The organism is Salegentibacter salinarum (genome assembly GCF_900168115.1).
In the GTDB taxonomy this organism is placed as follows: domain Bacteria; phylum Bacteroidota; class Bacteroidia; order Flavobacteriales; family Flavobacteriaceae; genus Salegentibacter; species Salegentibacter salinarum.
The window spans coordinates 177,900-203,795 of record NZ_FUZC01000005.1; the positions used below are offsets into that span (position 1 = coordinate 177,900).

Genomic DNA, 25,896 nt, shown 5'->3' on the forward strand with positions numbered 1-25,896 from the left:
AATTTCTCCTGTTTAATTTTAAAAATACCTACAAGGTTTTGAAAACCTTGTAGGTATTTTATTGTATAAAAAAAGCGCAACCAAATTAATGATTGCGCTTTTAGTTATTTGCTCTAAATTGAGCTTGAGATTTTAAGATCCCGAAACAAGTTCGGGGTAAGCGATTCGCTCATTATTCAAGACGCTGCGCGGCTTGAATAATAGCTCTCTGCTTACTTCACTTCTTCAAAATCAACATCTTCTACATCGTCTCCGCTTTTAGCGTCACCTCCGGCTTGTTCACCACCCTGGGCACCGGTAGCACCTTGTTGTGGTCCTGCCTGGCCACCTTGAGCTTCAGCCTGTGCTTTATACATTTCTTCAGAAGCTGTTTTCCAGGCTTCGTTCAATTTGTCTAAAGCAGGAGTTATTTGATCCAGCTCTTTGGTTTCGTAAGCTTTCTTTAATTCTTCTAAAGCTTCTTCTACCGGCTTTTTCTTATCTTCAGAAATCTTATCTCCAAATTCCTTCAACTGCTTTTCAGTTTGGAAGATCATAGCATCGGCTTCGTTAAGCTTATCTACTTTTTCTTTGGTTTTCTTATCAGCATCAGCATTTGCTTCAGCTTCTTTCTTCATTTTCTCGATTTCTTCTTCGGTTAATCCTGAAGAAGCCTCGATACGAATATCCTGAGATTTTCCGGTTGCTTTATCGGTAGCGCTTACTTTAATGATACCATTGGCATCAATATCAAAAGTCACTTCAATTTGAGGTGTTCCTCTTGGCGCTGGTGGAATTCCGTCTAAGTGGAATCTACCAATTGTTTTGTTGTCTGCCGCCATGGGACGTTCACCCTGCAACACGTGGATTTCTACTGAAGGCTGATTATCGGCAGCAGTAGAGAAAGTCTGTGATTTCTTGGTTGGAATAGTTGTATTTGATTCTATAAGTTTAGTGTTGACTCCTCCCATAGTTTCAATACCTAAAGAAAGTGGAGTAACATCAAGTAACAGTACATCTTTTACATCTCCGGTTAATACACCACCCTGGATAGCTGCACCAATTGCAACCACCTCATCTGGGTTAACCCCTTTAGAAGGTTTTTTACCAAAGAATGCCTCTACCTCTTCCTGAATTTTAGGAATACGTGTAGACCCACCAACAAGAATTACTTCATCTATATCGCTTTTTGAAAGTCCCGCATCGCTAAGTGCTTTTTTCACAGGATCCATTGAGCGTGTTACTAGTTCTGAAGCCAATTGCTCGAACTTAGAACGGCTAATTGTTTCAACAAGGTGTTTTGGTCCGCTTGAAGTTGCCGTTACGTAAGGCAAATTGATTTCAGTTTGCGTTGATGAAGATAACTCGATTTTTGCTTTTTCAGCAGCTTCTTTTAAACGCTGAAGTGCCATTGGATCTTTTCTAAGATCAATATCTTCTGCTTTTTGGAAAGTATCTGCAAGATAATCTATTAATACCTCATCAAAATCATCACCACCAAGGTGAGTATCACCATTTGTAGATAATACTTCAAATACACCATCACCTAACTCAAGGATCGAGATATCAAAAGTACCACCACCAAGGTCATAAACAGCGATCTTCTGATCCTGAGATTTTTTATCAAGTCCGTAAGCAAGTGCTGCTGCGGTTGGTTCGTTTATAATTCGGCTTACTTTTAATCCCGCGATCTCTCCGGCTTCTTTGGTTGCCTGACGTTGAGAATCGTTAAAATAAGCAGGAACGGTAATTACCGCTTCAGTTACATCCTGTCCAAGATAATCTTCTGCGGTTTTCTTCATTTTTTGAAGTACCATTGCAGAAAGTTCCTGCGGAGTATATTTTCTTCCGTCAATTTCTACACGTGGAGTATCATTATCTCCTTTTACTACTTTATAAGGAACTCTTCCTGCTTCTTTCGAAGATTCAGAATATTTGTTCCCCATAAATCTTTTTATAGATGCTACGGTTTTTGTTGGGTTAGTAACAGCCTGTCTTTTTGCAGGGTCACCAACCTTTATCTCACCACCTTCTACAAATGCAATTACAGATGGTGTAGTTCTTTTTCCTTCGGCATTAGGTATTACCGTAGGCTCGTTACCTTCCATTACGGCAACGCAAGAGTTGGTAGTACCTAAGTCAATTCCAATTATTTTACTCATAACTTTATACGTTGAATTTTATATTATTGATTTCAATTGTTCGATGTGTTAAAGTCAATCATTATGCCAGCAGAAAACTTCTGACAGGTTGTCATTCAAACCTGAAACTGCTTGCCAAATCTGCGCTTTACGGATTACGAAATCGTTTTAATATTATTTCAAATCTTAAGGTATCACACTAACAAATCCTTATTTTTGCAGTAAAATAGGAGTTATACAATGCGAAAAATTGAATGTATTAGTGTTTTTGATATGATGAAGGTAGGCGTTGGACCATCCAGTTCTCATACCTTGGGGCCCTGGCGTGCAGCGCAGCGCTGGATTACCGAATTAAAGCAAAAAGGCATCTTTAACGATGTTGAACATATACATATAGATCTTTATGGCTCCCTCTCTTTAACCGGAATTGGCCACGCGACAGATATTGCTACTATTTTAGGCCTTTGCGGGCACGATCCCGTAACTATGGATATTTCTATAATTGATGCCGAAATTGAAAAAATTCGGGAATCAAAAAAACTTCAACTTAACGCTGAACGGGAAATTGATTTCAGCATTGCCGATGATGTAAAATTCAATCGTAAATTCCTTGAATTTCATCCTAACGGAATGACTTTTCGGGCAAGGCTGAAAAACGGCAAAAAAACCTCCTCTTCATTTTATTCTATTGGTGGTGGATTCGTGGTAAAGAAAGAAAGAAAAAACGCCAGCAACAAGATGAAAAGCTTTTTGGAATTTCCTTTTCCCATAGAAAAAGCTACAGAACTCCTCGCCTATTGCAAAGCCGAAAACAAACCTATTTCTGAAATCGTCCTGGAAAACGAAAAATCGCTTAGAAGCGAAGAAGAGATAGATGTCGGTTTAAAGCAAATCTGGGATGTGATGCTGGAATCCATGTACATTGGTTGCCATACCGAAGGAACCCTTCCCGGAGGACTCAATGTTAAGCGACGTTCTTTTGAAATGCACCAACGCCTAATTGGGGACCAGCAGTATAACTCGCCTGAAGAATGGATTAAGGCTATTAGAAGAACCGAAGTAAAATTCAGGCAAATTCTTAAATGGGTAAGCTGTTTTGCAATTAGTGTCAACGAAGTGAACGCATCCCTGGGACGCGTAGTTACCGCTCCAACTAATGGAAGCGCAGGTACCGTACCATCAGTGATGATGTATTATATGGTAATAGAAAATCACGAAGCTACTTTTGAAGATATGAAACGCTTTATGCTCGTAGCCGGTGAAATTGGCAGTCTCTTTAAAAAAGGCGCTACAATTTCGGCCGCAATGGGTGGTTGCCAGGCCGAAATTGGTGTTTCTTCTGCAATGGCTGCCGGCGGATTAACAGAACTCCTCGGCGGAACTCCAGAGCAGGTGCTTATGGCAGCAGAAATCGCGATGGAACACCACCTTGGTTTAACCTGCGATCCTATCGCCGGTTTGGTACAGGTTCCTTGCATTGAAAGAAATGCTATGGGCGCCATTAAAGCAATTAACGCTGCCGAAATTGCACTGGAAAGCGATGCTACAAAAGCAAAAGTTCCACTCGATAAAGTGATTGAAACTATGTGGGACACCGCAAAAGATATGAACTCCAAATACAAAGAAACCTCAGAAGGCGGACTCGCAGTGAAGGTGAATTTGAGTGATTGTTAAAAAAAGTTCCTTTAAATTCTCATTGCGAAGAGCGAAGCGATGTGGCAATCTGTTGCTGATCTGGTCTCCATTGAGGGTTATCAGTTTTGCGTTTTTCGTTCGTGATTTATAGTTTTTGAATTATCGTTTATGGTTTTCCCCTCTCTGTTGGGAGTCACGCGGTATGGCTTGTGAGTTTAAAATTTTAATAGCAATGTTATTCTAAATCTCAAAACCACAAACATCTAACTACAAATAATTTTTTAAAGCCTACCGAGACTGAAACTATTTGTTGACTTCATTTTTTCCCGCTTTTCGGCATTGCGATGGAGAAAAATTTTTTCAATAAAAAATAGGTGAATTCGTGGCTTAAATCAAAGACAGTTTTAAATTGCAGTAATATTTAAAATAAAAATCTTGCAATTCCCTAAAATTCCGCCTAAAGTCAGTAATCTCTTTCGCAACTACTGGTTCATGATAGGAACGTATTTCCTGTTTTTCTTTTTACTGGGATTTCTAAATACCTTTTTACCGGAATTAGACCTGGAAAAATACCAGCAAACCGAATTATTCGATTTAATGCATGAGAGTCCGCTGGCATTTGTGATTATGGCGGTAATCATTGCTCCGTTGCTGGAAGAAAGTATGTTTAGAACCCTAATTAGACCTTCATTTACCGAAATTCACATCTTTACCTGCGCCGTTCTAGCATTTATTGGTTTAGGCTTTATTCCCCAGGAAGCACATTCTTTATTAAAATACGCACTGGTAATTTTATCTGCAATTATCGTATTTCTCTTTTTACAGTCTTTAAAACCTGGCCGGGCAATGCGTAAATTTCGCGTTTTTTTATACCGAAATTATAAGGTGATCTGGCTTCTTTCGGCAGTAATTTTCGGACTGGTGCATATCTGGAATTACGTTGAGGGCTGGCAGTTAGACCTGATTTTATTCATTCTTATTTTTCCAAGGATTATCGCGGGGTATTTCTTCGGAAAGATAAAAATAGAAAACGGAAACCTGCTCTGGCCTATCGCAATGCATGCCATGAACAATGGGATTGTTGTTTTCTTCCTGCTTCCGAAGCTTTTATAATAAGTAAATCAACAATGTATATGATCTTCAGTGGATTTTTAAGTATTTACTACACTTCTTTATCTTTATCTAAAAATTGAATCATGTATTCTTCCTATTTAAGGTTTTTCCTTTTCACATTTCTGATTTCTTCATTTTTGAGTTGTAAAAATGAGGAAAAGAAAACTGCTGAAACTTCTGAAGAAAATATTCAGAAACCAGAAAAGTCCTATCACGAAAAATATATGGAAGAGATTGCTGAAATCGAAGAACGCGCTTCAGTATCAACCGCAGGAATGCTGAAAATTGAAGGAGGGGAATATATGATGGGTGGAAATTCACAACAGGCCAGGCGAGATGAGTTTCCGCAGCATAAAGAGACTATTAAAACACTTTGGGTAGATGAAACTGAAGTCACCAATGCTGAATTTCGGGAATTCGTGGAGGCAACCGGATACGTGACTACGGCAGAACGAAGTTTTGAAATTAATGGAGAAACCTTCCCTCCCGGGGCTATGGTATTTGATGCCGAAAACCCGCAGGCCTGGTGGAAATTTAAGGAAGGGGCCAACTGGAAGCATCCGCAAGGACCTGAAAGTTCCATAGAAGGAAAAGAAGATCATCCCGTGGTACAGGTTTCCTGGTATGATGCTATGGCTTATGCAAAATGGGCCGGAAAACGTTTACCTACCGAGGCCGAATTTGAATACCTCGCCCGGGGCGGAAAAGAAAACCAAATCTACCATTGGGGAAACGATTTTGAAAAAGCTACAGAGTTTGTGAATTTCCACCAGGGAGATTTTCCTGTCTCCAACGCTATCAAAGATAATTTTGAAAAAACCGCCCCGGTAAAAAGTTTTCCGAAAAACGGGTTCGGACTGTATGAAATATCTGGAAATGCCTGGGAATGGGTTTTAGACACTTATTACCCAAATGCCTATTCAAAAATGGATCAGCGCACCGATGGATACTTCAAAGAATACTTTAATTCTGAACAACAAAAAGTAATTCGTGGAGGCTCTTTCTTATGCAGTGAATCTTATTGCACGGGCTATCGCAACGCGACAAGAATGAGCTCTACGCCAGAAAGCGGTTTGGAACATTTAAGTTTCAGGTGCGTAAAAGATGTTGAATAGTTACTTGCAACCCGATTTACTACGCGTATCTACTAAATAAATGATCTTCCATTCTCCCTTCAATTTCATCAGCTGAAAAGTGTTCACACCGCAATGACTTAAATCGTCATTTACATAAAAAGAATAAGGGGTACTAACATTGGCGATCATTCCGTTGATATTAATATCAAAATCGTGTAATTTTTCTTCGAATTTAGTTGAAGTCGGAATTGAAGATATCGACTTCAGAAAATGTGAATACTCTGAAGTCGATAGTTCCGTATTACCCTCAGCATCAATAGCTACAGATTGCATTTTAATATCGGGATGGGCAAAACTCTTTAACCTGGTAGAATCCTGAACGTGAAAAGCTTCAAAGAAATTTTCAATTAAGCTTTGAAGGTTTTCTTTTTCTGTATTTTGGCTCCATCCTGCCGGACCCAAAAGCAAAAAACTAATTATAAATAACTTCTTCATTGAATTCATTTTATTTAAATGCTAATTTAGTATTTTAAAGTTTTCACGCTAACCCATCAAATATGAAAAAAGTCACGATTGTTTTCTGGTGTATATTTTGTAGTTTCCTCTTCAGTAATCATTCAGTTCAGGCCCAGGAAAAGCAGCAAAAAAAGATTATCGGCTATATTATGGGTGATAATGTAGATGATAAGTTTGGTAAAATTTCACCGGATAAACTTACCCACATCAATTACGCTTTTGCCAATATTAATGAAGGAAAAATTATTGAAGGCAATCCAAAAGACAAAGAACGATTAAAGAAATTAAACAGTTTAAAAGAAGAAAATCACGATTTAAAAATTCTGATTTCGGTTGGAGGCTGGACCTGGTCTGGAGGATTTTCTGAAGCAGTTGCTACCAAAACTGACAGGGAAAAATTTGCTAATAGCGGAATTTCATTTCTGCAAAAACACAAGATTGACGGCATAGATTTAGACTGGGAATATCCCGGACTGCCGGGTGCTGGAAATCCTCATACACCTGAAGATAAACAAAACTTCACCTCTATTTTAAAACTTTTTAGGAAGAAATTAGATTCGCTGGGCAAAATAGACCAGCGAAATTATTTACTTACTATCGCAACTGCGGCCACTCAGGAATATTTAGATAACGTAGAATTGGACAAGATTCATCCTTACCTGGATTTTATAAATATTATGAGCTACGATTACCAGGGTGGCTGGAACGATTCTACATCGCATCATACCAATTTATTTGTTTCAGAGACCGATCCTGAAGATTATAAGCAAAGTACCAAAACCGCTGTGAGGGAACATCTGGAAACCGGAGTTCCTTCAGATAAAATTGTTGTAGGCGTGGCTTTCTATGGTCGCGGATGGCACGAAACCGCAAACAAAAACTTTGGCTTACATCAAAAAGCTTCAGGAAATGCTTTCAGTATAAATTACAGGGAATTAAAGGATAGTATAGTAACAGGTGAATATAAACGCCACTGGGATAAAACAGCGAAAGCGCCCTTTCTTTGGCGGGAAGATACCAAAACATTTATTACCTATGATGACCCTGAATCTATAAAGGAAAAAGCTCAATTTATTAAAGAGAATAAGCTTGGTGGCGCGATGTTTTGGCAATACCACGGGGATGATGGAGAGCTTCTTGAAACTTTATATACTGAACTTCAAAAACAATAAAACCGTCTCCTTGCCTGAAAACCCCGCGTTTTTGTACTTTTACCTTCCAAAATTAAAACTATGTCTGTAGCTAAGAAAGAATATAAAAGAGTCACCACCAAGTCCCTTGTAGATATGAAGAAGAATGGTGAGAAGATTGCGATGCTGACTTCCTATGATTTTTCTATGGCAAAAATTGTAGATGGTGCCGGAATTGACGTTATTTTAGTGGGTGATTCTGCCAGTAATGTGATGGCAGGACACGAAACCACGCTTCCCATTACATTAGACCAAATGATATATCACGCCACTAGCGTGGTAAGAGCGATAAATCGCGCCCTCGTGGTAGTAGATCTTCCTTTCGGAAGTTATCAAAGTGATCCAAAAGAAGCTTTGAGGTCGGCTATAAGAATTATGAAAGAAAGCGGCGGACATGCGGTGAAACTTGAAGGCGGAAAAGAGATTAAAGAATCGCTTAAACGAATTTTGCACGCCGGAATTCCGGTGATGGGTCATTTAGGTTTAACCCCGCAATCTATCTATAAATTTGGAACCTATACTGTTCGCGCAAAAGAAGAAGCTGAAGCCGAAAAATTAAAATCTGATGCGATCTTGCTGGAACGTTTGGGCTGTTTTGCCATAGTTTTAGAAAAGGTTCCGGCAAAACTAGCTAAAGAAGTAGCTGAAAGTATAAGTATACCGGTGATAGGAATTGGCGCAGGAAACGGAGTTGACGGCCAGGTTTTAGTAGTGCACGATATGCTTGGAATGACCCACGAATTCAATCCAAGGTTTCTTAGAAGATACGCCGATCTTCATAAAGAAATGACCAAAGCTTTTGAAGACTATCGTGACGACGTAAAAAGTAAGAGTTTCCCGTCTGATGACGAACAATATTAGTTAGTAAGCAGTGAACAGTTGCAGTTGGCAGTACAAATAAAATCTTCTTTTTGGGAAAAATAATTTCAGATAAAAATAACCTCCAGGTACTTTATGAAGACAACCATATCATTGTGGTTAATAAACGACCCGGAGATATTGTTCAGGGTGATAAAACAGGCGACAAACCTTTAAGCGAGGTTGTAAAATCTTATATAAAAGAAAAATATAATAAACCCGGAAATGTTTATTTAGGCGTAGTTCACCGTTTAGACAGACCAACTAGCGGAATTGTTCTTTTTGCTAAAACTTCTAAAGCGCTTCCCCGACTCAATAAACTTTTTCAAGAAAAAGAAGCACAAAAAACATATTGGGCAATTGTAAAAAATGTTCCGTCAAAAAAATCGGATATTTTAATTCATTTTCTGAAGAGAAATTCGAAGCAAAACAAATCTTATGCTCATATTAAAGAAGTTCCTGAAAGTAAAAAAGCTATCCTGGAATATAGAATACTGAAAGAACTCGATAATTATTTTCTCCTTGAAGTAGATTTACATACCGGCCGGCACCATCAAATTAGAAGTCAACTTTCGGCTATTGGCAGCCCGATTAAAGGCGATCTTAAATATGGTTTTGACCGGAGCAATAAAGACGCCAGCATTCATTTGCACGCCAGGGAACTCAAATTTATTCATCCCGTAAAAAAAGAAGAAATCCATATTATTGCATTTCCTCCAGATGAAGTGTTGTGGAATAATTGTTTAAATTAAAACTATCTGAATCACCTATGAAAAATTTTTACTTAAGCTTAATCTTTAGCGGAATTTCAATTTCTGCATTTGCCCAGGATACCATTTATATGGATAAAGATTATCAGGAACTGGACACTAAAGAAAATGCTGAATTTTTTAAAATAATTACTCCAAATGCTGAGGATGCCGATTTTCTTAACACCACCTATTTTATGGATGGAACAAAAAAAGCTGAGCAATCTTATGATCTCAAAGAAGAAAAGAAGGTTTACCAGGGATTACATAAACATTATTATGAATCTGGGGAATTATTTTACCAACTTCCATTTAAAAATGGAAAAAAGCACGGGCATCTCCTGGCGTACTGGGAAAATGGGACAAAAAGACGTCATGATGTTTTTAAAAAAGATGAACTGAAAGAAGGAAAGGTATGGAATGAAGAAGGAGAAGAACTTGATTACTTTGCATATCATATTCCTGCTTCATTCCCCGGCGGACAGGAAAAATTACAGGCCTTCTTAAAAGAAAATATAAATATGCCTCAGGAACAGGAAAGAGGCACTGTGGTAAAGGTAATTTTAAAATTTACCATTAATCCTGAAGGCGATCTTTCAGAAATTCAAATAGTGGAAGGTGCTCCTCATCGCTACAATGCAGAATCGGTTAGGGTTTTAGCCAATATGCCAAAATGGAATCCTAGCATACGCTTTGGAGAACAAGTCGCTACGAGATACTCATTACCAATTATTTTCCGAAAATAGCTAGCGGCTCACCAACGCAACTTTTTCAGCAATAACATCGGCCACAGGGCGGTTTTCTATTTTACTTTCCAGCCAGGAAAGAATATCAAGATAGAGAAACGCCCTGCGTTCGTATGGATGGTCTTCATATTCCTTCAATTTGGAATGCAACTTCATAAACTCATCTTTAATTTTAAGCGGAGAAACTTCGGGTAAATTTCTAAGAAAACGAATCATTTCTTTCTGCACCTCGTGTAAATCGTTCATTTTGATCAAAAACTTATAGGTAGATTTTACCAATCGATCTAAATGATAATCCAGCCCGGCTTCGTAATGGGCAACCAGGCTCAGAATTCGGGCAAAACACATAAGGTCTTCCCGCATTTCCAGCGATTTATTATTGATGATTTTATTAAGAAATTCTATACACTTTTTATTGTTCCCATCACCAAAATAAAGACAGGCAATCTTATAATAAAACACCATAATGTGATGCTCATCAATTCGGTCTTTATATTTTTTAATCCGCTTCTGAATTTTCTCAACCAACTCATCACCATTGGCGAAATTGCCCTGCATAAAGCGTAAATTCAGCTTATTGGAATATAAATACAGGAAAGCCAGAGCCTTGATATTATCATCGTCAGGGATTTTGGCATCTTTCAGCATCCCTTCAAGATTCTTAAGGGTTTTCTCGAATAAATTGGTATGGTTAAGGTAAAATAAAGATTCCAGTAAATAATGATTTCCTTTTAAATAGGAAACCGGGTGAATAGGCACCAAGTGCTTGTTTTCATTAAAAAGGTCTATCCATTTCATAGAATAACGATAGCACGCCAAAAAATCCTGGGTGATAAAACTAAACCATAAATGGGCTTTATAAAGCCAAAGTTTTTCCCTGAAACCAATATTTTTAATTTGATATTCTGGAAGGCTTTGGTAAAAATAGTTCCTGATGCTATCGGCTTCTTCCTGCGTCCTGGCGTAACCCATTTTTAGGAAAATAGCATATAACTGTAAAGATAAATTTGAAAGTTTACTGGAAATTAAATTAAGATCACTCAAATCCCGGGTTTGCTGAATCAGGCTTTCGGCCCGGTTTTCTATACTTCGGGTTATGTATTGTGATTCTATTATTTTCTCAAGTTCCAGAATCTCATAAGCCAGGTTTTTCTCTTCATATTCAAGCGCCTGTACTTTAATCTTATCGAGTAATTTCAGGCTTTGTTTGTATAAACCTTTTCTATAAAGAATATAAGCAAAATCAAACTGTTCCCTAATTTGTACCGGAATACTCTGGTGAGCCGGATTCAGTCTTAAACTAATGAGGATCTGCTTGTATAAATGTGCTTTTACGTTAGATAACTGCTGTTTGCTGATTTTTGTTTTTAGAAGAATTTCCTTCTCATTATACTTCTTCAGCTTGGTCATTACCTTAAATAAATTCAGAAATTTACTATCGGTATTCACACCAATTCTTCCAACATACAATGAAAATTGCCGCTTTTCGGAAGGAGAAAGCGATTTTATCAAAGAAAATAAGTTATCGGTTAAATCATTAGTCATTGTAACAGAATCGTTTATAAATCACTGATTTACAGTGATATTACATCTTATTTTTTAGTTTAATTATCGTAATGACCTAATTAGCAAAGGCCCGGAGTGTATAGATTACAATACTTTAGTTAAAGATAAAGTAAAATAAATCTCTTATGAGCACAGAAAAGGTAGAAATTTTTGACACGACGTTACGAGACGGAGAGCAGGTTCCTGGTTGTAAATTAAATACGGCCCAAAAACTTAAAATTGCTGCACGCCTTGATGAGCTGGGAGTAGATGTTATTGAGGCAGGTTTTCCTGTTTCCAGTCCCGGCGATTTCCAATCGGTTTATGAAATCTCTAAACTGGCAAAGAATGCCGCCGTTTGTGGACTCACTCGTGCTGTTAAAAAAGATATCGAAGTTGCTGCTGAAGCTTTAAAATATGCTAAAAAACCGCGTATTCATACCGGTATTGGTACATCAGATTCTCATATTAAATATAAATTCAATTCTACAAGAGAAGAAATTATTGTGCGTGGTGTAGCCGCGGTTAAACACGCAAAGAATTTTGTAGACGATGTTGAATTTTATGCTGAAGATGCCGGAAGAACAGATAATGAATTTCTTGCACGAGTTTGTACCGAAATGATCAAAGCCGGAGCAACTGTTTTAAATATCCCTGATACTACCGGTTATTGCCTTCCTGATGAATACGGAAGAAAAATAAAATACTTAAAAGATAACGTAAAAGACATTGATAAGGTTAGAATTTCCTGCCATTGTCACAACGATTTAGGCCTTGCTACAGCCAATGCTATTGCAGGTGTGCAGAATGGCGCACGTCAAATAGAATGTACCATTAATGGAATTGGTGAGCGTGCTGGGAATACCGCTTTAGAAGAGGTCGTCATGATCTTAAGACAACACCCAACTTTAAATTTAAACACAAATATAGACCCCAAATTCCTTTTTGACACGAGTTGTATGGTTTCCCGTGAAATGGGAATGTTTGTACAACCAAACAAAGCAATTGTAGGTGCGAATGCCTTTGCACATAGCTCCGGAATTCACCAGGACGGAGTAATTAAAAACCGTGAAACTTACGAAATCATAGATCCCGCAGAAGTTGGTGTAACCGAATCTGCAATTGTTCTTACTGCCAGGAGCGGAAGAGCTGCTTTAGCTTATAAAGCCAAGAAAATGGGATACAATTTAACCAAGCTTCAGTTAGATGAAGTTTATGCCGAATTCCTGAATTATGCTGATGCTAGAAGATGCGTGGAAGACCATGATATTCATGAAATTATGGAAATTTCAGAAAGAAAAATAAGAGCTATAGCCTAATAATCCAGCAAAAAGTTTAATACAAACCAGGATTGAATTTATAAAAATGAAGAAAACTTTATTCGATAAAATTTGGGATGCACACGTGGTAGAATCTATACCCGATGGTCCCGATATTTTGTATATCGATAAGCACCTAATACACGAAGTTACGAGCCCGCAAGCTTTTAATGAGCTTAAGGAACGCGAGATTTCAGTATTTCGTCCAGATCAAATTGTGGCTACCGCAGATCATAATACCCCGACTGAAAATCAGCATTTGCCGGTTAAAGATCTATTGTCCAGAAAACAACTTAAAGAATTAACCCAAAATTGCGAAGAAAATAATATTACACTCTATGGCCTGGGGCATCCTTATAACGGGATTGTTCACGTAATGGCTCCCGAACTTGGGGTTACCCAACCAGGAATGACAATGGTTTGCGGAGACAGTCACACCTCTACTCACGGTGCTTTTGGAACTATTGCCTTCGGAATCGGCACCAGCCAGGTTTCCCAGGTTTTTGCCAGCCAGTGTGTTTTAGTTCAGAAACCCAAAAAATTACGGGTAAATGTAAACGGAAAACTCAAAAAAGGGGTTTTACCTAAAGATGTGATCCTTTATATAATAAGCAAACTCGGGACAAATTCGGGAACCGGATATTTTTGTGAATACGCCGGAAACGTTTTTGAAGAAATGTCTATGGAAGGCCGAATGACGGTTTGTAATATGAGTATTGAAATGGGTGCCCGTGGCGGGTTGATTGCCCCAGACGAAACGACTTTTGAATATGTAAAGGGCAAAGAATTCGCGCCAAAAGGTGAAGAATTTGAAGCTGCAAAAGTTTATTGGAAGACATTAAAAACTGATGAGGACGCAGAGTTTGACCAGGAATATGCTTTTGATGCCGAAGATATTGAACCTATGATCACCTACGGAACAAATCCTGGGATGGGCATAAAAATTACAGGTGCAATCCCGATGGAAGGTGGAAAAAGCGATGCTAAAGCTTTAGCTTATATGGGTTTTAAACCCGGAGAATCACTTTTGGAAAAAACAATTAACTGGATTTTTATTGGTAGTTGTACCAATTCCAGAATTGAAGATTTTCGCCAGGCAGCAGCTTATATAAAAGGCAAACAGAAAGCGGCAAATGTAAATGCGCTAATTGTACCCGGTTCACGCCAGGTTGCCGCCCAAATTGAAGCCGAAGGCTTACGGGAAGTTTTTGAAAACGCCGGTTTTACGCTTAGACAGCCAGGTTGTTCGGCTTGTTTAGCAATGAACGATGATAAAATTCCCGCCGGAGAATATTGCGTATCTACCAGTAACAGGAATTTTGAAGGAAGACAGGGACAGGGTTCCAGAACTATATTAGCAAGTCCGTTAACTGCGGCAGCAACGGCTGTTTCAGGGAAATTAACTGACTTTACAAAACATTTAAATTAAGATGGAAAAGTTTATCACATTAACCGATACGGCGGTTCCTTTAGAAATAGAAAACGTAGATACCGACCAGATTATTCCGGCCAGGTTCTTAAAAGCAACCGATAAGGCTGGGTTTGGAGAAAATCTTTTCCGGGACTGGCGCTTTGATAAAAACGACGAACCAAATCCTGAATTTGCCCTAAACAAACCGGAATATAAAGGTTCTATCCTGGTAGCTGGAGATAATTTTGGATGTGGTTCCAGCCGGGAACACGCGGCCTGGGCTATTAAAGCCTACGGATTCACCGTAGTTGTTTCCAGCTATTTCGCCGATATTTTCAAAGGGAATGCGCTTAACAACGGTTTGCTTCCGGTGCAGGTAAGTCCGGAATTTTTAGATCAGCTATTCGTGGAAATCACTAAAGATCCTTCTGTAGAAATTAAAGTGGATCTGGAAGCTCAAAAAATCGGGATTCCGAAGCAGGATATTTCAGAACATTTTGATATAGATCCGTATAAAAAAACCTGTATGATTAATGGTTTTGACGATATAGATTTTCTGGTAAGCAAACTTGATGCAATAAAAGAATATGAACAGAAAAAATCACAAAAACTACAAGCTTCCACACCCTTGTAGTTTAAAAAATAATTTGACATTAAACGTCATCCTGAACTTGGATCAGGATCTTAGATAATAAAACTTATTAGAAGCTAAAACAAGTTCAGCTGGACGGAAATAAAAAACTTAAAAAAACCACACATAAAGAAGAAGAATAATGAAATTAAAAATAGCAGTCTTGCCCGGAGACGGGATAGGCCCCGAAATTACACAGCAATCAGTGAAAGTTTTAAAAGCTGTAGCAGATCGTTTCGATCACCTCTTTCAATTTGAAGACGCCTTGGTAGGTGCGGCAGCAATAGATTTGCTGGACAATCCGTTACCTGAAGCTACGCTGGAATTGTGCAAGAAATCTGATGCTGTGTTATTTGGGGCAATAGGACATCCAAAATATGATAACAATCCTGACGCAAAAGTAAGGCCTGAACAGGGACTTTTGCAGTTAAGAAAAGGCCTGGGTCTCTTTGCGAACATTAGACCGGTAAAGGCCTACGACAAACTTATAGAACAATCGCCGCTTAAGGCAGATCGTATTGCCGGTGCCGATATGGTAATTTACCGCGAACTAACCGGCGGAATTTATTTTGGTGATAAATTTACCGCTGAAGATGGCCAAAGCGCTACGGATGTTTGCACTTATTCGGTTGAAGAAATTTCCCGTGTAGCTCACTTAGCTTTTAAAGCAGCTGAAAAGCGTTCAAAAAAATTGACCCTTGTTGATAAAGCAAACGTTTTGGAAACTTCCAGGTTATGGCGAAAAACAGTGACCGCAATTGGGAAAGAATATCCCGAAGTAGAGCTGGATTTCCTTTTTGTGGATAACGCCGCAATGCAAATGATCCTGAACCCAACACAGTTCGATGTCATTCTTACTGAAAATATGTTTGGTGATATTCTTTCGGATGAAGCTAGCGTAATTGGTGGTAGCATCGGTTTATTGGCGTCGGCATCAGTAGGAAATGAAAACGCAATGTTTGAACCTATTCATGGTTCATATCCGCAAGCAACCGGAAAAGGAATTGCTAACCCGGTAGCCTCAATTTTATCGGCAGCGATGCTTTTGGAGCATTTCGGACTTATAGAAGAAGCTGAAGCCGTAAAAAAAGCAGTAGAGTTAAGTATCAAACTCAACGTTTGCACCATAGATATTAACAAAGACAACCATTATACCACAGAAAAAGTGGGTGATTTCCTTGAGGGGCTTATCAGTGAAGTTGATAATATTAGTATCAACAACGAAAACCTGAACCTTGGGCAAATGACTATTATTTAAGATTATTTTTCTTCATTTATGTTTTGACCTCTCGCATTTCGTGTGGTTTTGCGGGAGGTTTTTTAGTGATACCCACTAGACAGGCGTTTGGAAAAACGTCTGTCTAGTGCTGGTTGAACTATCCCGACTGAAGTCGGGATCTAATTATTCTTCACTATCAGCTAAATTCAAATATTAAATCTGATCCTTTTTTCTTCTAATTTCCTCCAATGCAAGATTATCCTTACTACCCAAATGTGAATGTTTCTTTCCTTCAGTAGCTTCATAGGTTCCTTCCTGAACCTGCTCCCCGATTATTTGATAGGCTTCTCTAAACGATTTGCCCTGCAGAACCAAATCGTTTATGCTGTCTACTGTAAACAGGTATTTATATTTTTTATCTTGCAAATTGATATCTTTAACTTTAATTAAAGCGATAGAATGGATAAAAACATCCAGGATCTCTTTAATATTCTCAACTGCATAAATGCTATTTTCCTTGATCAATTGGTAATCCCTGTGATAACCACTGGGTAAATTGTTGGTGATTAAGATCATCTCGTTAGCAATACTCTGGAGTTTATTGCATTTCCCACGTATCAGTTCGAAAACATCGGGGTTTTTTTTATGCGGCATTATACTGGAACCTGTGGTAAGCTCATCAGGAAACGCGATGAAATCGAAATTCTGACTCATATACAAACATATATCCATCGCAAACCTGGAAAGCGTATTGGAAACCGAAGCAATATTAGAAGTCACTGTCCGCTCGCATTTTCCACGACCCAATTGCGCTGCCACCACATTATATTTTAAAGTCGAAAAGCCCAATTCTTTTGTGGTAAATTCCCGGTCTATAGGAAATGAAGAACCATAACCCGCTGCAGATCCCAACGGATTCTGGTCTACAACTTTTAATCCGGCTTCTAGTAAATAAAGGTCATCTATTAATAACTCTGCATAAGCCGAAAACCATAAACCAAAACTTGATGGCATCGCTACCTGCAAATGCGTATATCCAGGAAGTAGTTTCTCCTGATGTTCGTAGGCAAGTCCCAAAAGAACATCAACCAATTGTTTTGTTTTCCCTGAAATTTCCTGCAGATTTTCTTTAAAATACAATTGCATGGCCACCAAAACCTGATCGTTCCTGGAGCGCGCGGTATGGATTTTCTTGCCAGTATCTCCTAGCGCTTTGGTTAGTTCAAATTCAATTTTGGAATGTACATCCTCGAAATCTTCTTCAATCTCAAAAGATCCATTTTGAAGTTGTTGCTGAAGATTTGCCAGTTCCCCTTCAATATCCTTTACTTCTTTCGAAGTCAGGATACCGACTTTCCCAAGCATTTTAGCATGTGCTTTTGAAGCTTTTAAATCGTATTCAGCAAGTTGCATATCTAACTCCCGGTCGTTCCCTACCGTGAAGTTTTCAATCTTTTTATCTATAGCTAATCCTTTATCCCAGAGTTTCATAGTTTTAATTTTTTGTCCAAGTCATTTGAAACATGTTATAAGCGTCATCCTGAATTTATTTCAGGATCTAAGGTTTTAGAACCCTAAAGAATTTAGAAGCTGAAACAAGTTCAGTTTGACGAAAATTTACTTCATTAATCAGTCTTATTCCTGGTTATCATCTAAATGCCTTATCAAGCAATTTTATATACTTTTCAATCCCTTCTTCAATTTCCTTTACATAAATAAATTCATCTGCGGAATGTGAACGTGTTGAATCGCCCGGACCCAATTTCAAAGAAGGGCAATCTAACATCGCCTGGTCTGATAACGTGGGGGAGCCATAGGTTTCCATTCCCAACGAAATTCCTGCTTTTACCAATTCGTGGTCTGGAGGGATAGAGGAAGAATTTAATCGAAGTGAACGCGCCGTAATTTCATCTATCGGGGCGTTTTCCTGTAAAATTTGTTCAATTTCTGCATTGGAATAAGCATCATTCACTCTCACATCTATAACCAAATCTACATGTCCCGGTACCACATTGTGCTGGCTTCCGGCATTGATTTGGGTGACGGTAAGCTTTACTTTTCCCAAAGCTACCGATTCCTTTGGGAAATCAAATTCTTCAAACCATTTTAAAACCTCTGCGGTTTTATAAATCGCATTGTTATCATTAGGATGCGCCGCGTGTGAGGGCGTTCCTTTAACTTTTGCATCAAAAACTACCAGGCCTTTTTCGGCAATTGCCAGTTGCATTAAAGTGGGTTCTCCAACAATAGCCACATTAATCTTTGGCATTTTTGGTAACATACAGGCAATCCCGTTTTTCCCGTTAATTTCTTCCTCCCCGGTTCCCGCAAAAATGAGGTTGTATTTCAGGTCTTTCGCTTCATAATACCAGGTAAAAGTTGCGAGCAGGGAAACCAGGCAACCACCTGCATCGTTACTGCCCAAACCATATAATTTACCGTCTTCAATTTTAGCTTCAAAAGGATCTCGGGTATAGGCCGAATTCGGTTTTACCGTATCATGATGTGAATTAAGCAGCAGGCTGGGCTTATTTGGATCAAAGTACTTATTGGTAGCCCAGACATTGTTCAAATGTCGAAAAAAAGCCATCTCATTTTCCCTAAACCAACCTTCCAGCAAATCACCCGTTTTATCTTCTTCTTTCGAAAAAGACTGAGTAGCAATAAGCTTTTTAAGTAATTCTATCGCACCGCTTTGTAATTCTTCGAGCTTCATTAGTTACTGATTTTAGTATAAACAGATTCATTTTTTAAGAGCCTGAAATCTCCCAGGAATATATTCTTTACACCGCCTTCCAGAGCCTGGAAACAATTATGTAGTTTTGGCAACATTCCGTCACTAATTACTTTCTCTTCCAGTAGTTGCTGATATTTTTCCTTATTGATTTTATCAATTACCGAATCATCGTTTTCAGCATCGGCCAGTACTCCTTTCTTTTCAAAACAAAAGTAAAGTTCGGTTTCAAAAATCGAGCTCATGGCTTTGGCTATTTCTGCAGCAACAGAATCGCCATTGGTATTTAAAAGCAGTCCTTCAGCGGTACAGGATATAGCTGAAAAAACCGGCGTAATATTTTGTTTTAAAAGTGAATTTATAAATTCTGAATTCACCTTTTCTACATCCCCAACAAATCCGAAATCAACCTCCTTTAAAGGCCGTTTTTTAGAAACAATACTCATCCCGTCTGCTCCACTTAAACCTATTGCATTGTTCTGAAGCGCCTGAAGTTTGGCAACAATATTTTTATTTATAAAACCACCATATACCATAGTTATCACTTTAATCGAATCGGCATCAGTAATTCTGCGCCCCTCAAACATCTGGGTTTTATAACCGAGTTTTCCGGCGATTTCGGTAGCCAGGTTCCCTCCACCGTGAACCAAAATCTTCGGACCTTCCAAAGCCACAAAATCATTCAGAAATTCAGCGAATTTCACTTCATCCTCAATAAGCTTCCCTCCTATTTTTACAACTTTTAAAACCTCTTTTTTCATTTATAGTATAATATGGAACCCCTAGCGCCAGCCCGAAAGATTTCATTCCGGGGGGCAGTCGAGATGTTAAGCATTTTTCCCTAACTCCGTTTCTTTTACTTTTTCCTCTAAAATTCTTTTTAAAACAGCTTGTGCGGCAAAAGTCCGATTTCCCGCCTGTTGAATAACGACTGAATTTTCAGAATCCAAAACATCATCAGCAATCACCATATTTCGTCTAACCGGCAAACAATGCATCACTTTTGCATTTCTGGTTTTTATTAATTTTTCTGCTGAAAATGTCCAGGTTTTGTCCTCGCTTAATTTCTGTCCATAGGTTTCATAACTGCTCCAGTTTTTTACATATACAAAATCGGCATCTTTTAAAGCTTCACCCTGGTTGTGGATCACAGGAACATTTTTAGTGATTTGAGGATTTAAATCATAGCCTTCAGGATTGGTAATCACAAAATCAACATCCATTGTCTGCATAATTTCAGTAAAGGAATTGGGTACACTTTGCGGCAGGGATTTAGGATGCGGCGCCCAGCTAAGCACCACTTTTGGCCTATTTTTTTTCTTTAATTCTGAAATAGTAATCGCATCGGTAAGCGCCTGAAGTGGATGCCCGGTAGCGCTTTCAAGGTTTACTACTGGAACTGAAGCATATTTTTTAAAACTATTTAAAACCGTTTCAGCTTCATCTTCTTCTTTGTCCTGCAAATCCGGAAAAGCCCTTACCGCGATGATATCGCAATACTGTGAAAGAACTGCCGCTGCTTCTTTTATGTGTTCAGCTTTATCAGCATCCATTACCGCGCCATCTCCAAATTCCAGTTTCCAGCTGTCACTTCCCGCATTCATCACCATAACGTCCATTCCCAATAATTTCCCGGCTTTTTCGGTGCTTAAGCGTGTTCGCAAACTCGGATTAAAAAACAACATTCCCAGAGTTTTCCCTTTTCCAATTTCTAAAGTAGAAGTTGCCTTCTTTAACTCCAGTGCTTCGGTTATTAATTGCTGTAAATCTTCTATATCTGATAATTCGGTGTAATTTTTCATTCTATTTTCTTTCTTTTGAATCAATCTAAAAGTTCTAAATCTCGTCATCCTGAATTTATTTCAGGATCTAACATATTAGAAACTTAAATAAGTTCAGCTTAACGATGTTTTTAGAAAGTGATTCTTTTAATTTTGAAATCACTTAATTAACTAAATCTCGCCTTTGTTCGACTTGCTAGTTGTTCAATTTAAAACAATCTTCAAAGCTTTGAATAACTCATCAAAATGTTCTATTTTAATATTTAAAGGCGGTAAAATCCGTAACAACTTTTTGTTTGCAGAAGCACCGGTAAATATCTGATGTTTAAACAAAAGCTCTTTTCTTAGCTGCGCGATCTCAAAATCGAATTCCAGGCCAATCATTAATCCGCGGCCTTTGATTTTTTTAATCTGAGGAATTTCCGCTGCTTTCTCCTTTACAAATTCAAAAAGTTCAGTGGCATTGGCCAAAAGGTTTTCTTTTTCAATAACTTCCAAAACCGAAATCCCAGCAGCACAGGCCAAATGATTTCCACCAAACGTAGTTCCCAACATTCCAGATTTTGCCTGAATAGATTTATGGATTAAAATCCCGCCAACAGGAAATCCATTACCCATTCCTTTTGCAATGGAAATAATATCAGGACGAATTTCGTGTTTCTGAAAAGCGAAAAAATCGCCCGTTCTTCCATAACCCGATTGCACTTCGTCCGCTATTAAAATCGAATCGTATTTTTTGCACAGTTCGGCCGTTTTTTGATAAAATTGAGTAGAGGCTTCATCCAAACCACCAACGCCCTGGATCACTTCAAAAATAACGGCAGCAACATCGCTCTTTTTTAACTCATTTTCTAAAGCTACAGCATCTTCAAAAGCGATTTTTGTAGCCTTATGGTTTTGGTTAAATGGGGCCTTAATATTTTCATTATCGGTAACTGCAACTACCCCGGAAGTCCTCCCGTGGAAAGCATTTGCGAAATAAATAACCCTATCTTTTCCGGTTTGAAAAGAAGCAACTTTTAAAGCATTTTCGTTCGCTTCAGCCCCCGAATTACACAAAAAAAGGCTATAATTCTTTAGCCCGGAAACATTTTCCAGTTTATCAGCAAGTTCTTCTTGTAGCGGATTTTTAACCGAATTTGAATAAAAACCGAGTTCGCCAACTTGTTTAGAAACTGCATTTACGTAAGCGGGATGCGAATGCCCTATAGAAATTACCGCGTGACCACCGTAGAGGTCTAAATATTTTCTGTTTTCTTTATCGAAAACATAAGCACCATCACCCTTAATCGGGGTAATATCATAAAGCGGATAAACATCAAATAAGTCCATATTTAATCGGTTGTAATCGTGTTTATTTTCTTGAATGAAGCCTGGATCCCCTTTATTAAAGACGAACTCAAGCCGTTATGTTCCATTTCGTTTAATCCTTCAATCGTACAACCACGGGGGGTGGTTACCTTATCGATTTCTTCTTCGGGATGTTTGCCTGATTCTATAAGCAAGCTGGAAGCTCCCAAACAGGTTTGCATCGCCAGTTGGTGTGCATCTTTCGCGTCAAAACCAAGCTGCACCGCACCCTGGGTTGTAGCCCGGATTAGTCGCATCCAGAAAGCAATCCCGCTGGCGCATATAACCGTAGCGGCCTGCATTTTATTTTCCGGAATAATAATACTGGTTCCCAAACGATTAAAAATAGCTTCAGCAATAGCGATGCGTTTTTTACCTTTTTCGTTACTGCAAAGACAGGTCATTGATTTACCAACAGCAATAGCCGTGTTTGGCATTGAGCGGACAATAAACTGTTCCTCCCCAACAATAGCTTCAATAGCAGCGATCTTAAATCCTGTAATTGTAGAAATCAACACATGCTTTTCATGAAGATCGTCTTTTATTTCTTCAAGGATTCGTTGCATTTGAGTGGGTTGTACTGCGAAAATCAGGATATCTGAATTTTTAACTGCTTCACGATTATCACTGGTGACCTTAACCTTTGCATATTCCTCGTACCCCTGAATTTCTTCAGTTTTTCTTTTGGTGAGGTATAAAGTGGTAAACGCATTATTTACAATAAGACCTTTTGCTATGGAAAGTCCCAGGTTCCCGGCTCCTATAATGGCTATTTTCATTGGTTTGGTTTTAGTAGGATCTTAAAAACCTGTTTAGATTTCTAAGAGATTTAGATCCTGGAACAAGTTCAGGATGACGTAAAATTTTATATTTAAAAATAACTCGCTTTTAATTTTAATCCTGAAGTCTCTTCAAAACCAAACATTAGGTTCATATTTTGTACTGCCTGCCCTGAAGCCCCTTTCAGTAAATTATCAATAATACTGGTAATCAAAATTTTATCGCCGAATTTTTGCACTTTTAAGAGGCATTTATTCGTATTTACCACTTGTTTTAAATGCAAATCTTCTTCAACAACAAATGTGAAAGCTGAGTCCTGATAAGTTTCAGCATAGATCGCTTTGGCTTTCTCCAGGCTTCCTTCAAATTTAGTATAAGCCGTAGCATGTATTCCCCTGGAAAAATTTCCCCTATTCGGAATGAAATTTATTTCCGGCAGTTTGTTATGCTGCAAAATTTTCAGACTCTGTCCAATCTCGTTTAAATGCTGATGCTCAAAAGCTTTATAACTGGAAAAATTATTATCCCTCCAGGTAAAATGGGTGGTAGCCGATAGTGATGTCCCGGCACCCGTTGCTCCGGTCACTGCGTTTATATGTACATCTTCTTGCAATAACCCGGCTTTGGCAAGTGGCAGGATTGCCAGGCTAATCGCTGTGGCAAAACAACCCGGATTAGCTATAAAACTGGCTTTTTCTATCTTTTCTATATTGAATTCTGGAAGGCCGTAAACAAAAGAATGTTCACCACTCATTCTATAATCGGTACTTAGATCAACGATTTTTGTGTTTTCTGAAAACTGGTTTTCAGAAAGGAATTTCACAGAATTTCCGTGTCCCAGGCACAAAAAAACTACATCTACATTTTTATTGATCTTTCCGCTAAATTGCAAATCGGTATCACCCAACAAATCCTGATGTATTCCTGCCACCGGTTTTCCGGGTTGGGAAGTACTATATACAAAATCAAGTTCTACTTCGGGATGATGCATTAAAATCCTGATAAGCTCTCCGGCCGTATATCCGGCACCTCCAATAATTCCTGCTTTGATCATTTTTTTCCGTTTACATGTTGATAAATCTTCCCGGCATTAGATGAAATTTTAATAAATCCTTTGGCATCATCTGCCGTCCAGGCTTTATTTTCTTCACCGTAATTTCCGAAGCTGGAATTCATTAAATCATTATCTGATTCAATTCCATCAAGCGTAAATCGGTATGGATGTAGTGTCAAAAAAACCTGTCCGCATACCTGCTGCTGCGAACTTTCTAAAAAAGCTTCTAAATCCCGCATTACGGGTTCTAAATACTGCCCTTCGTGTAAATGTGTGCCGTACCAGTTGGCCAAATAATCTTTATGTTGTAATTGCCATTTACTAAGTGTATGTTTTTCCAGTAAATGGTGAGCTTTAATAGTAATTAGTGCAGCTGCAGCTTCAAAACCAACTCTTCCTTTAATTCCTATAATCGTGTCACCAACGTGAATATCACGGCCAATGGCATATTTTGAAGCAATATTCTCCAAAATTTCGATATTTTTTTCCGGGGAATTTCCTTTTCCGTTTACCGCGGAAAGTTCTCCTTTTGTAAATGTCAAACTAATCTGTTTCGCTTCTTTCTCCCGAAGTTGGGAAGGATAAGCACTTTCAGGTAAAGGTTTTTCTGAAGTCAGCGTTTCTGCTCCGCCAACGCTGGTGCCCCAAAGTCCTTTGTTTACTGAATATTTTGATTTTTCCCAGTTCATTTCCACACCATTCTGTTTCAGGTATTCAATCTCTTCCTGACGGCTAAGTTGCTTATCTCTAATTGGCGTGATAATTTCAATTCCGGGAGCAACAATTTGAAAGATCATATCAAATCTTACCTGGTCGTTTCCTGCTCCTGTGCTACCGTGCGCGATATATTTTGCATCAATACTTTTAGCATAATTCACAATTTCTATGGCCTGTACAATCCTCTCCGCACTTACCGATAGTGGATAAGTATTGTTTTTTAAAACATTTCCAAAGATTAAATATTTCACCACTTTCTGGTAAAATGAAGAAACTGCATCAATGTTTTTGTAGGTCTTAGCCCCAATTTTTTGTGCATTTTCTCCAATTTTCTTCACTTCTTCTTCTGAAAATCCGCCGGTATTTACACTCACGGCGTGGACTTCAAAGTTTTCTTCTTTAGATAAATATTTTGCGCAGTAAGAAGTATCCAAACCTCCACTGTATGCTATCACTACTTTTTTCATTTGATTTATTTTCGATTTTAACGTCATCTTGAAATGGATTCAGTATCTAACTAACTTAGAAGCTGAAAACAATCCCGAAGTTTCAGGACAGGGTGACGATCAATAAATTTAATTTGAACTCCCGTTTTTTTCTTTCTTGTAAAACAAGGTCTGTTTTATATTCTTTAAGCGTTTAAAAGCTTTATCATTTAAACTTTCCTTTTTATCTCCTTTTTTCGCATCTTTTTTTCTTTCAGGATCATACATCATTCCTGTGCAGAGGCACATATTACGTTCGGTCCTGGTTAGGATATCGTAATTCTTACAGGTTTGGCAGCCTTTCCAGAAAGCTTCATCATCGGTAAGTTCAGAAAAGGTTACGGGTTGATAACCCAGTTCGTAATTTATTTTCATCACTGCCAGCCCGGTAGTGATCCCGAAGATCTTAGCATTGGGATACATTTTCCTGGAATGGTTAAAAACCACTTCTTTAATATCTTTGGCCAATCCCTGTTTCCTGAAATCGGGGTGCACAATTAAACCTGAGTTTGCCACATATCTTTCGTGACTCCAGGTTTCTATGTAGCAAAAACCGGCAAATTTTTCACCGTCTAAAGCAATTACCGCATTTCCCTTTTCCATTTTACCAATGATATATTCAGGGGTTCTGCGGGCAATGCCCGTGCCTCGAACCTTTGCAGATTCTTCTATAGTTGTACAAATAATCTCAGCATATTGAGCGTGAGATTTATTAGCAATGACAATCTTCATTTGCTAAGAGATTAGTGAGAAAATAAATTTGATTTGTTCTTTTTGAAAGGGGAACCGGACTCACCTAAGTTCCATTAAATTATACACGCACCAAGGTGCGACGCGGGTAGCGGCGGCGAATAGGTGTAATCTCAG

General features: G+C 38.5%; 23 protein-coding genes. 11 read left to right on the forward strand and 12 right to left on the reverse strand.

Annotated features, from left to right (window positions below):
- Positions 1-212: 212 nt before the first annotated feature.
- Positions 213-2,141, reverse strand: coding sequence for a molecular chaperone DnaK (dnaK, locus tag B5X53_RS08105; RefSeq protein ID WP_079712735.1), 1,929 nt, complete (start codon positions 2,139-2,141; stop codon positions 213-215).
- A gap of 219 nt (positions 2,142-2,360) precedes the next feature.
- Between dnaK and B5X53_RS08110 the strand changes: the two genes are divergently transcribed.
- The 3 genes from B5X53_RS08110 (at position 2,361) to B5X53_RS08120 (ending at position 5,983) form a co-directional block, all read left to right on the forward strand.
- Complete coding sequence (locus tag B5X53_RS08110; protein ID WP_079712736.1) at positions 2,361-3,794, forward strand: L-serine ammonia-lyase; 1,434 nt, start codon at positions 2,361-2,363, stop codon at positions 3,792-3,794.
- 453 nt (positions 3,795-4,247) lie between these two features.
- Positions 4,248-4,868: a CPBP family intramembrane glutamic endopeptidase gene (locus B5X53_RS08115; RefSeq protein ID WP_079712737.1), complete on the forward strand. Its 621-nt coding sequence runs from the start codon at positions 4,248-4,250 to the stop codon at positions 4,866-4,868.
- Positions 4,869-4,951: 83 nt separating this feature from the next.
- Entirely contained in the window at positions 4,952-5,983 is a 1,032-nt protein-coding gene (locus tag B5X53_RS08120) for a formylglycine-generating enzyme family protein (RefSeq protein WP_079712738.1), read from the forward strand.
- Here the strand turns inward: B5X53_RS08120 and B5X53_RS08125 are convergent, their stop codons facing one another.
- Entirely contained in the window at positions 5,984-6,439 is a 456-nt protein-coding gene (locus tag B5X53_RS08125) for a nuclear transport factor 2 family protein (protein ID WP_079712831.1), read from the reverse strand.
- 62 nt (positions 6,440-6,501) lie between these two features.
- Here B5X53_RS08125 and B5X53_RS08130 point away from each other — a divergent pair, with 62 nt between their 5' ends.
- The 4 genes from B5X53_RS08130 to B5X53_RS08145 are packed head-to-tail and all read left to right on the forward strand — an operon-like array spanning position 6,502 to position 10,003.
- On the forward strand, positions 6,502-7,632 hold the full coding sequence (locus B5X53_RS08130) for a glycoside hydrolase family 18 protein (RefSeq protein WP_079712739.1): 1,131 nt from the start codon (positions 6,502-6,504) through the stop codon (positions 7,630-7,632).
- Positions 7,633-7,692: 60 nt separating this feature from the next.
- Positions 7,693-8,511, forward strand: coding sequence for a 3-methyl-2-oxobutanoate hydroxymethyltransferase (panB, locus tag B5X53_RS08135; RefSeq protein WP_079712740.1), 819 nt, complete (start codon positions 7,693-7,695; stop codon positions 8,509-8,511).
- Positions 8,512-8,561: 50 nt separating this feature from the next.
- A complete protein-coding gene (locus B5X53_RS08140) occupies positions 8,562-9,260 on the forward strand; it encodes an RluA family pseudouridine synthase (RefSeq protein ID WP_079712741.1) in 699 nt (232 codons plus the stop codon).
- A gap of 17 nt (positions 9,261-9,277) precedes the next feature.
- The gene (locus tag B5X53_RS08145) at positions 9,278-10,003 is read left to right on the forward strand and encodes an energy transducer TonB (protein ID WP_101023127.1); all 726 of its coding nucleotides are present in this window, start codon (positions 9,278-9,280) and stop codon (positions 10,001-10,003) included.
- Here B5X53_RS08145 and B5X53_RS08150 read toward each other — a convergent pair whose 3' ends face one another.
- Complete coding sequence (locus B5X53_RS08150; RefSeq protein WP_079712743.1) at positions 10,004-11,548, reverse strand: hypothetical protein; 1,545 nt, start codon at positions 11,546-11,548, stop codon at positions 10,004-10,006.
- A 146-nt stretch (positions 11,549-11,694) separates the two neighbouring features.
- Between B5X53_RS08150 and B5X53_RS08155 the strand changes: the two genes are divergently transcribed.
- From B5X53_RS08155 to leuB, 4 genes are all read left to right on the forward strand, one after another.
- Positions 11,695-12,867 carry a 2-isopropylmalate synthase gene (locus B5X53_RS08155; RefSeq protein WP_075326437.1) on the forward strand — a complete coding sequence of 391 codons (1,173 nt, stop codon included), beginning with the start codon at positions 11,695-11,697 and terminating at the stop codon, positions 12,865-12,867.
- Between the two features lie 46 nt (positions 12,868-12,913).
- Positions 12,914-14,296 carry a 3-isopropylmalate dehydratase large subunit gene (leuC, locus tag B5X53_RS08160; protein ID WP_079712744.1) on the forward strand — a complete coding sequence of 461 codons (1,383 nt, stop codon included), beginning with the start codon at positions 12,914-12,916 and terminating at the stop codon, positions 14,294-14,296.
- Position 14,297: 1 nt separating this feature from the next.
- Entirely contained in the window at positions 14,298-14,912 is a 615-nt protein-coding gene (gene leuD, locus B5X53_RS08165; RefSeq protein ID WP_079712745.1) for a 3-isopropylmalate dehydratase small subunit, read from the forward strand.
- A gap of 139 nt (positions 14,913-15,051) precedes the next feature.
- Entirely contained in the window at positions 15,052-16,167 is a 1,116-nt protein-coding gene (gene leuB, locus B5X53_RS08170) for a 3-isopropylmalate dehydrogenase (protein WP_079712746.1), read from the forward strand.
- Between the two features lie 174 nt (positions 16,168-16,341).
- On the opposite strand, the gene argH is transcribed toward leuB, so the two are convergent.
- From argH to B5X53_RS08215, 9 genes are all read right to left on the reverse strand, one after another.
- Positions 16,342-17,619 (reverse strand): argininosuccinate lyase, encoded by a 1,278-nt coding sequence (gene argH, locus B5X53_RS08175; RefSeq protein ID WP_079712747.1) that lies wholly within the window; start codon positions 17,617-17,619, stop codon positions 16,342-16,344.
- A 157-nt stretch (positions 17,620-17,776) separates the two neighbouring features.
- Entirely contained in the window at positions 17,777-18,844 is a 1,068-nt protein-coding gene (locus B5X53_RS08180; RefSeq protein WP_079712748.1) for a M20 family metallo-hydrolase, read from the reverse strand.
- Positions 18,844-19,623 (reverse strand): acetylglutamate kinase, encoded by a 780-nt coding sequence (gene argB / locus B5X53_RS08185; protein ID WP_079712749.1) that lies wholly within the window; start codon positions 19,621-19,623, stop codon positions 18,844-18,846. Before argB ends, B5X53_RS08180 begins: the two co-directional genes overlap by 1 nt.
- 66 nt (positions 19,624-19,689) lie before the next feature.
- Positions 19,690-20,664, reverse strand: a complete 975-nt coding sequence (locus B5X53_RS08190) for an N-acetylornithine carbamoyltransferase (RefSeq protein WP_079712750.1) — start codon at positions 20,662-20,664, stop codon at positions 19,690-19,692.
- A 183-nt stretch (positions 20,665-20,847) separates the two neighbouring features.
- On the reverse strand, positions 20,848-21,975 hold the full coding sequence (locus B5X53_RS08195) for an aspartate aminotransferase family protein (protein WP_079712751.1): 1,128 nt from the start codon (positions 21,973-21,975) through the stop codon (positions 20,848-20,850).
- A 2-nt stretch (positions 21,976-21,977) separates the two neighbouring features.
- Positions 21,978-22,772, reverse strand: a complete 795-nt coding sequence (proC, locus tag B5X53_RS08200) for a pyrroline-5-carboxylate reductase (RefSeq protein WP_079712752.1) — start codon at positions 22,770-22,772, stop codon at positions 21,978-21,980.
- 92 nt (positions 22,773-22,864) lie between these two features.
- The gene (gene argC, locus B5X53_RS08205; RefSeq protein WP_079712753.1) at positions 22,865-23,827 is read right to left on the reverse strand and encodes an N-acetyl-gamma-glutamyl-phosphate reductase; all 963 of its coding nucleotides are present in this window, start codon (positions 23,825-23,827) and stop codon (positions 22,865-22,867) included.
- Positions 23,824-25,011: an argininosuccinate synthase gene (locus B5X53_RS08210; RefSeq protein WP_079712754.1), complete on the reverse strand. Its 1,188-nt coding sequence runs from the start codon at positions 25,009-25,011 to the stop codon at positions 23,824-23,826. The genes argC and B5X53_RS08210 overlap by 4 nt, the downstream gene beginning before the upstream one ends.
- Before the next feature lie 108 nt (positions 25,012-25,119).
- Positions 25,120-25,761 carry a GNAT family N-acetyltransferase gene (locus tag B5X53_RS08215; protein ID WP_079712755.1) on the reverse strand — a complete coding sequence of 214 codons (642 nt, stop codon included), beginning with the start codon at positions 25,759-25,761 and terminating at the stop codon, positions 25,120-25,122.
- Positions 25,762-25,896: the final 135 nt, after the last annotated feature.

Bases quoted from the DNA above. Each gene is read 5' to 3' on its own strand.
- dnaK (WP_079712735.1), bottom strand. From the start codon at position 2,141: ATGAGTAAAATAATTGGAATTGACTTAGGTACTACCAACTCTTGCGTT.
- B5X53_RS08110 (WP_079712736.1), top strand. From the start codon at position 2,361: ATGCGAAAAATTGAATGTATTAGTGTTTTTGATATGATGAAGGTAGGC.
- B5X53_RS08115 (WP_079712737.1), top strand. From the start codon at position 4,248: ATGATAGGAACGTATTTCCTGTTTTTCTTTTTACTGGGATTTCTAAAT.
- B5X53_RS08120 (WP_079712738.1), top strand. From the start codon at position 4,952: ATGTATTCTTCCTATTTAAGGTTTTTCCTTTTCACATTTCTGATTTCT.
- B5X53_RS08125 (WP_079712831.1), bottom strand. From the start codon at position 6,439: ATGAAGAAGTTATTTATAATTAGTTTTTTGCTTTTGGGTCCGGCAGGA.
- B5X53_RS08130 (WP_079712739.1), top strand. From the start codon at position 6,502: ATGAAAAAAGTCACGATTGTTTTCTGGTGTATATTTTGTAGTTTCCTC.
- panB (WP_079712740.1), top strand. From the start codon at position 7,693: ATGTCTGTAGCTAAGAAAGAATATAAAAGAGTCACCACCAAGTCCCTT.
- B5X53_RS08145 (WP_101023127.1), top strand. From the start codon at position 9,278: ATGAAAAATTTTTACTTAAGCTTAATCTTTAGCGGAATTTCAATTTCT.
- B5X53_RS08150 (WP_079712743.1), bottom strand. From the start codon at position 11,548: ATGACTAATGATTTAACCGATAACTTATTTTCTTTGATAAAATCGCTT.
- B5X53_RS08155 (WP_075326437.1), top strand. From the start codon at position 11,695: ATGAGCACAGAAAAGGTAGAAATTTTTGACACGACGTTACGAGACGGA.
- leuC (WP_079712744.1), top strand. From the start codon at position 12,914: ATGAAGAAAACTTTATTCGATAAAATTTGGGATGCACACGTGGTAGAA.
- leuD (WP_079712745.1), top strand. From the start codon at position 14,298: ATGGAAAAGTTTATCACATTAACCGATACGGCGGTTCCTTTAGAAATA.
- leuB (WP_079712746.1), top strand. From the start codon at position 15,052: ATGAAATTAAAAATAGCAGTCTTGCCCGGAGACGGGATAGGCCCCGAA.
- argH (WP_079712747.1), bottom strand. From the start codon at position 17,619: ATGAAACTCTGGGATAAAGGATTAGCTATAGATAAAAAGATTGAAAAC.
- B5X53_RS08180 (WP_079712748.1), bottom strand. From the start codon at position 18,844: ATGAAGCTCGAAGAATTACAAAGCGGTGCGATAGAATTACTTAAAAAG.
- argB (WP_079712749.1), bottom strand. From the start codon at position 19,623: ATGAAAAAAGAGGTTTTAAAAGTTGTAAAAATAGGAGGGAAGCTTATT.
- B5X53_RS08190 (WP_079712750.1), bottom strand. From the start codon at position 20,664: ATGAAAAATTACACCGAATTATCAGATATAGAAGATTTACAGCAATTA.
- B5X53_RS08195 (WP_079712751.1), bottom strand. From the start codon at position 21,975: ATGGACTTATTTGATGTTTATCCGCTTTATGATATTACCCCGATTAAG.
- proC (WP_079712752.1), bottom strand. From the start codon at position 22,772: ATGAAAATAGCCATTATAGGAGCCGGGAACCTGGGACTTTCCATAGCA.
- argC (WP_079712753.1), bottom strand. From the start codon at position 23,827: ATGATCAAAGCAGGAATTATTGGAGGTGCCGGATATACGGCCGGAGAG.
- B5X53_RS08210 (WP_079712754.1), bottom strand. From the start codon at position 25,011: ATGAAAAAAGTAGTGATAGCATACAGTGGAGGTTTGGATACTTCTTAC.
- B5X53_RS08215 (WP_079712755.1), bottom strand. From the start codon at position 25,761: ATGAAGATTGTCATTGCTAATAAATCTCACGCTCAATATGCTGAGATT.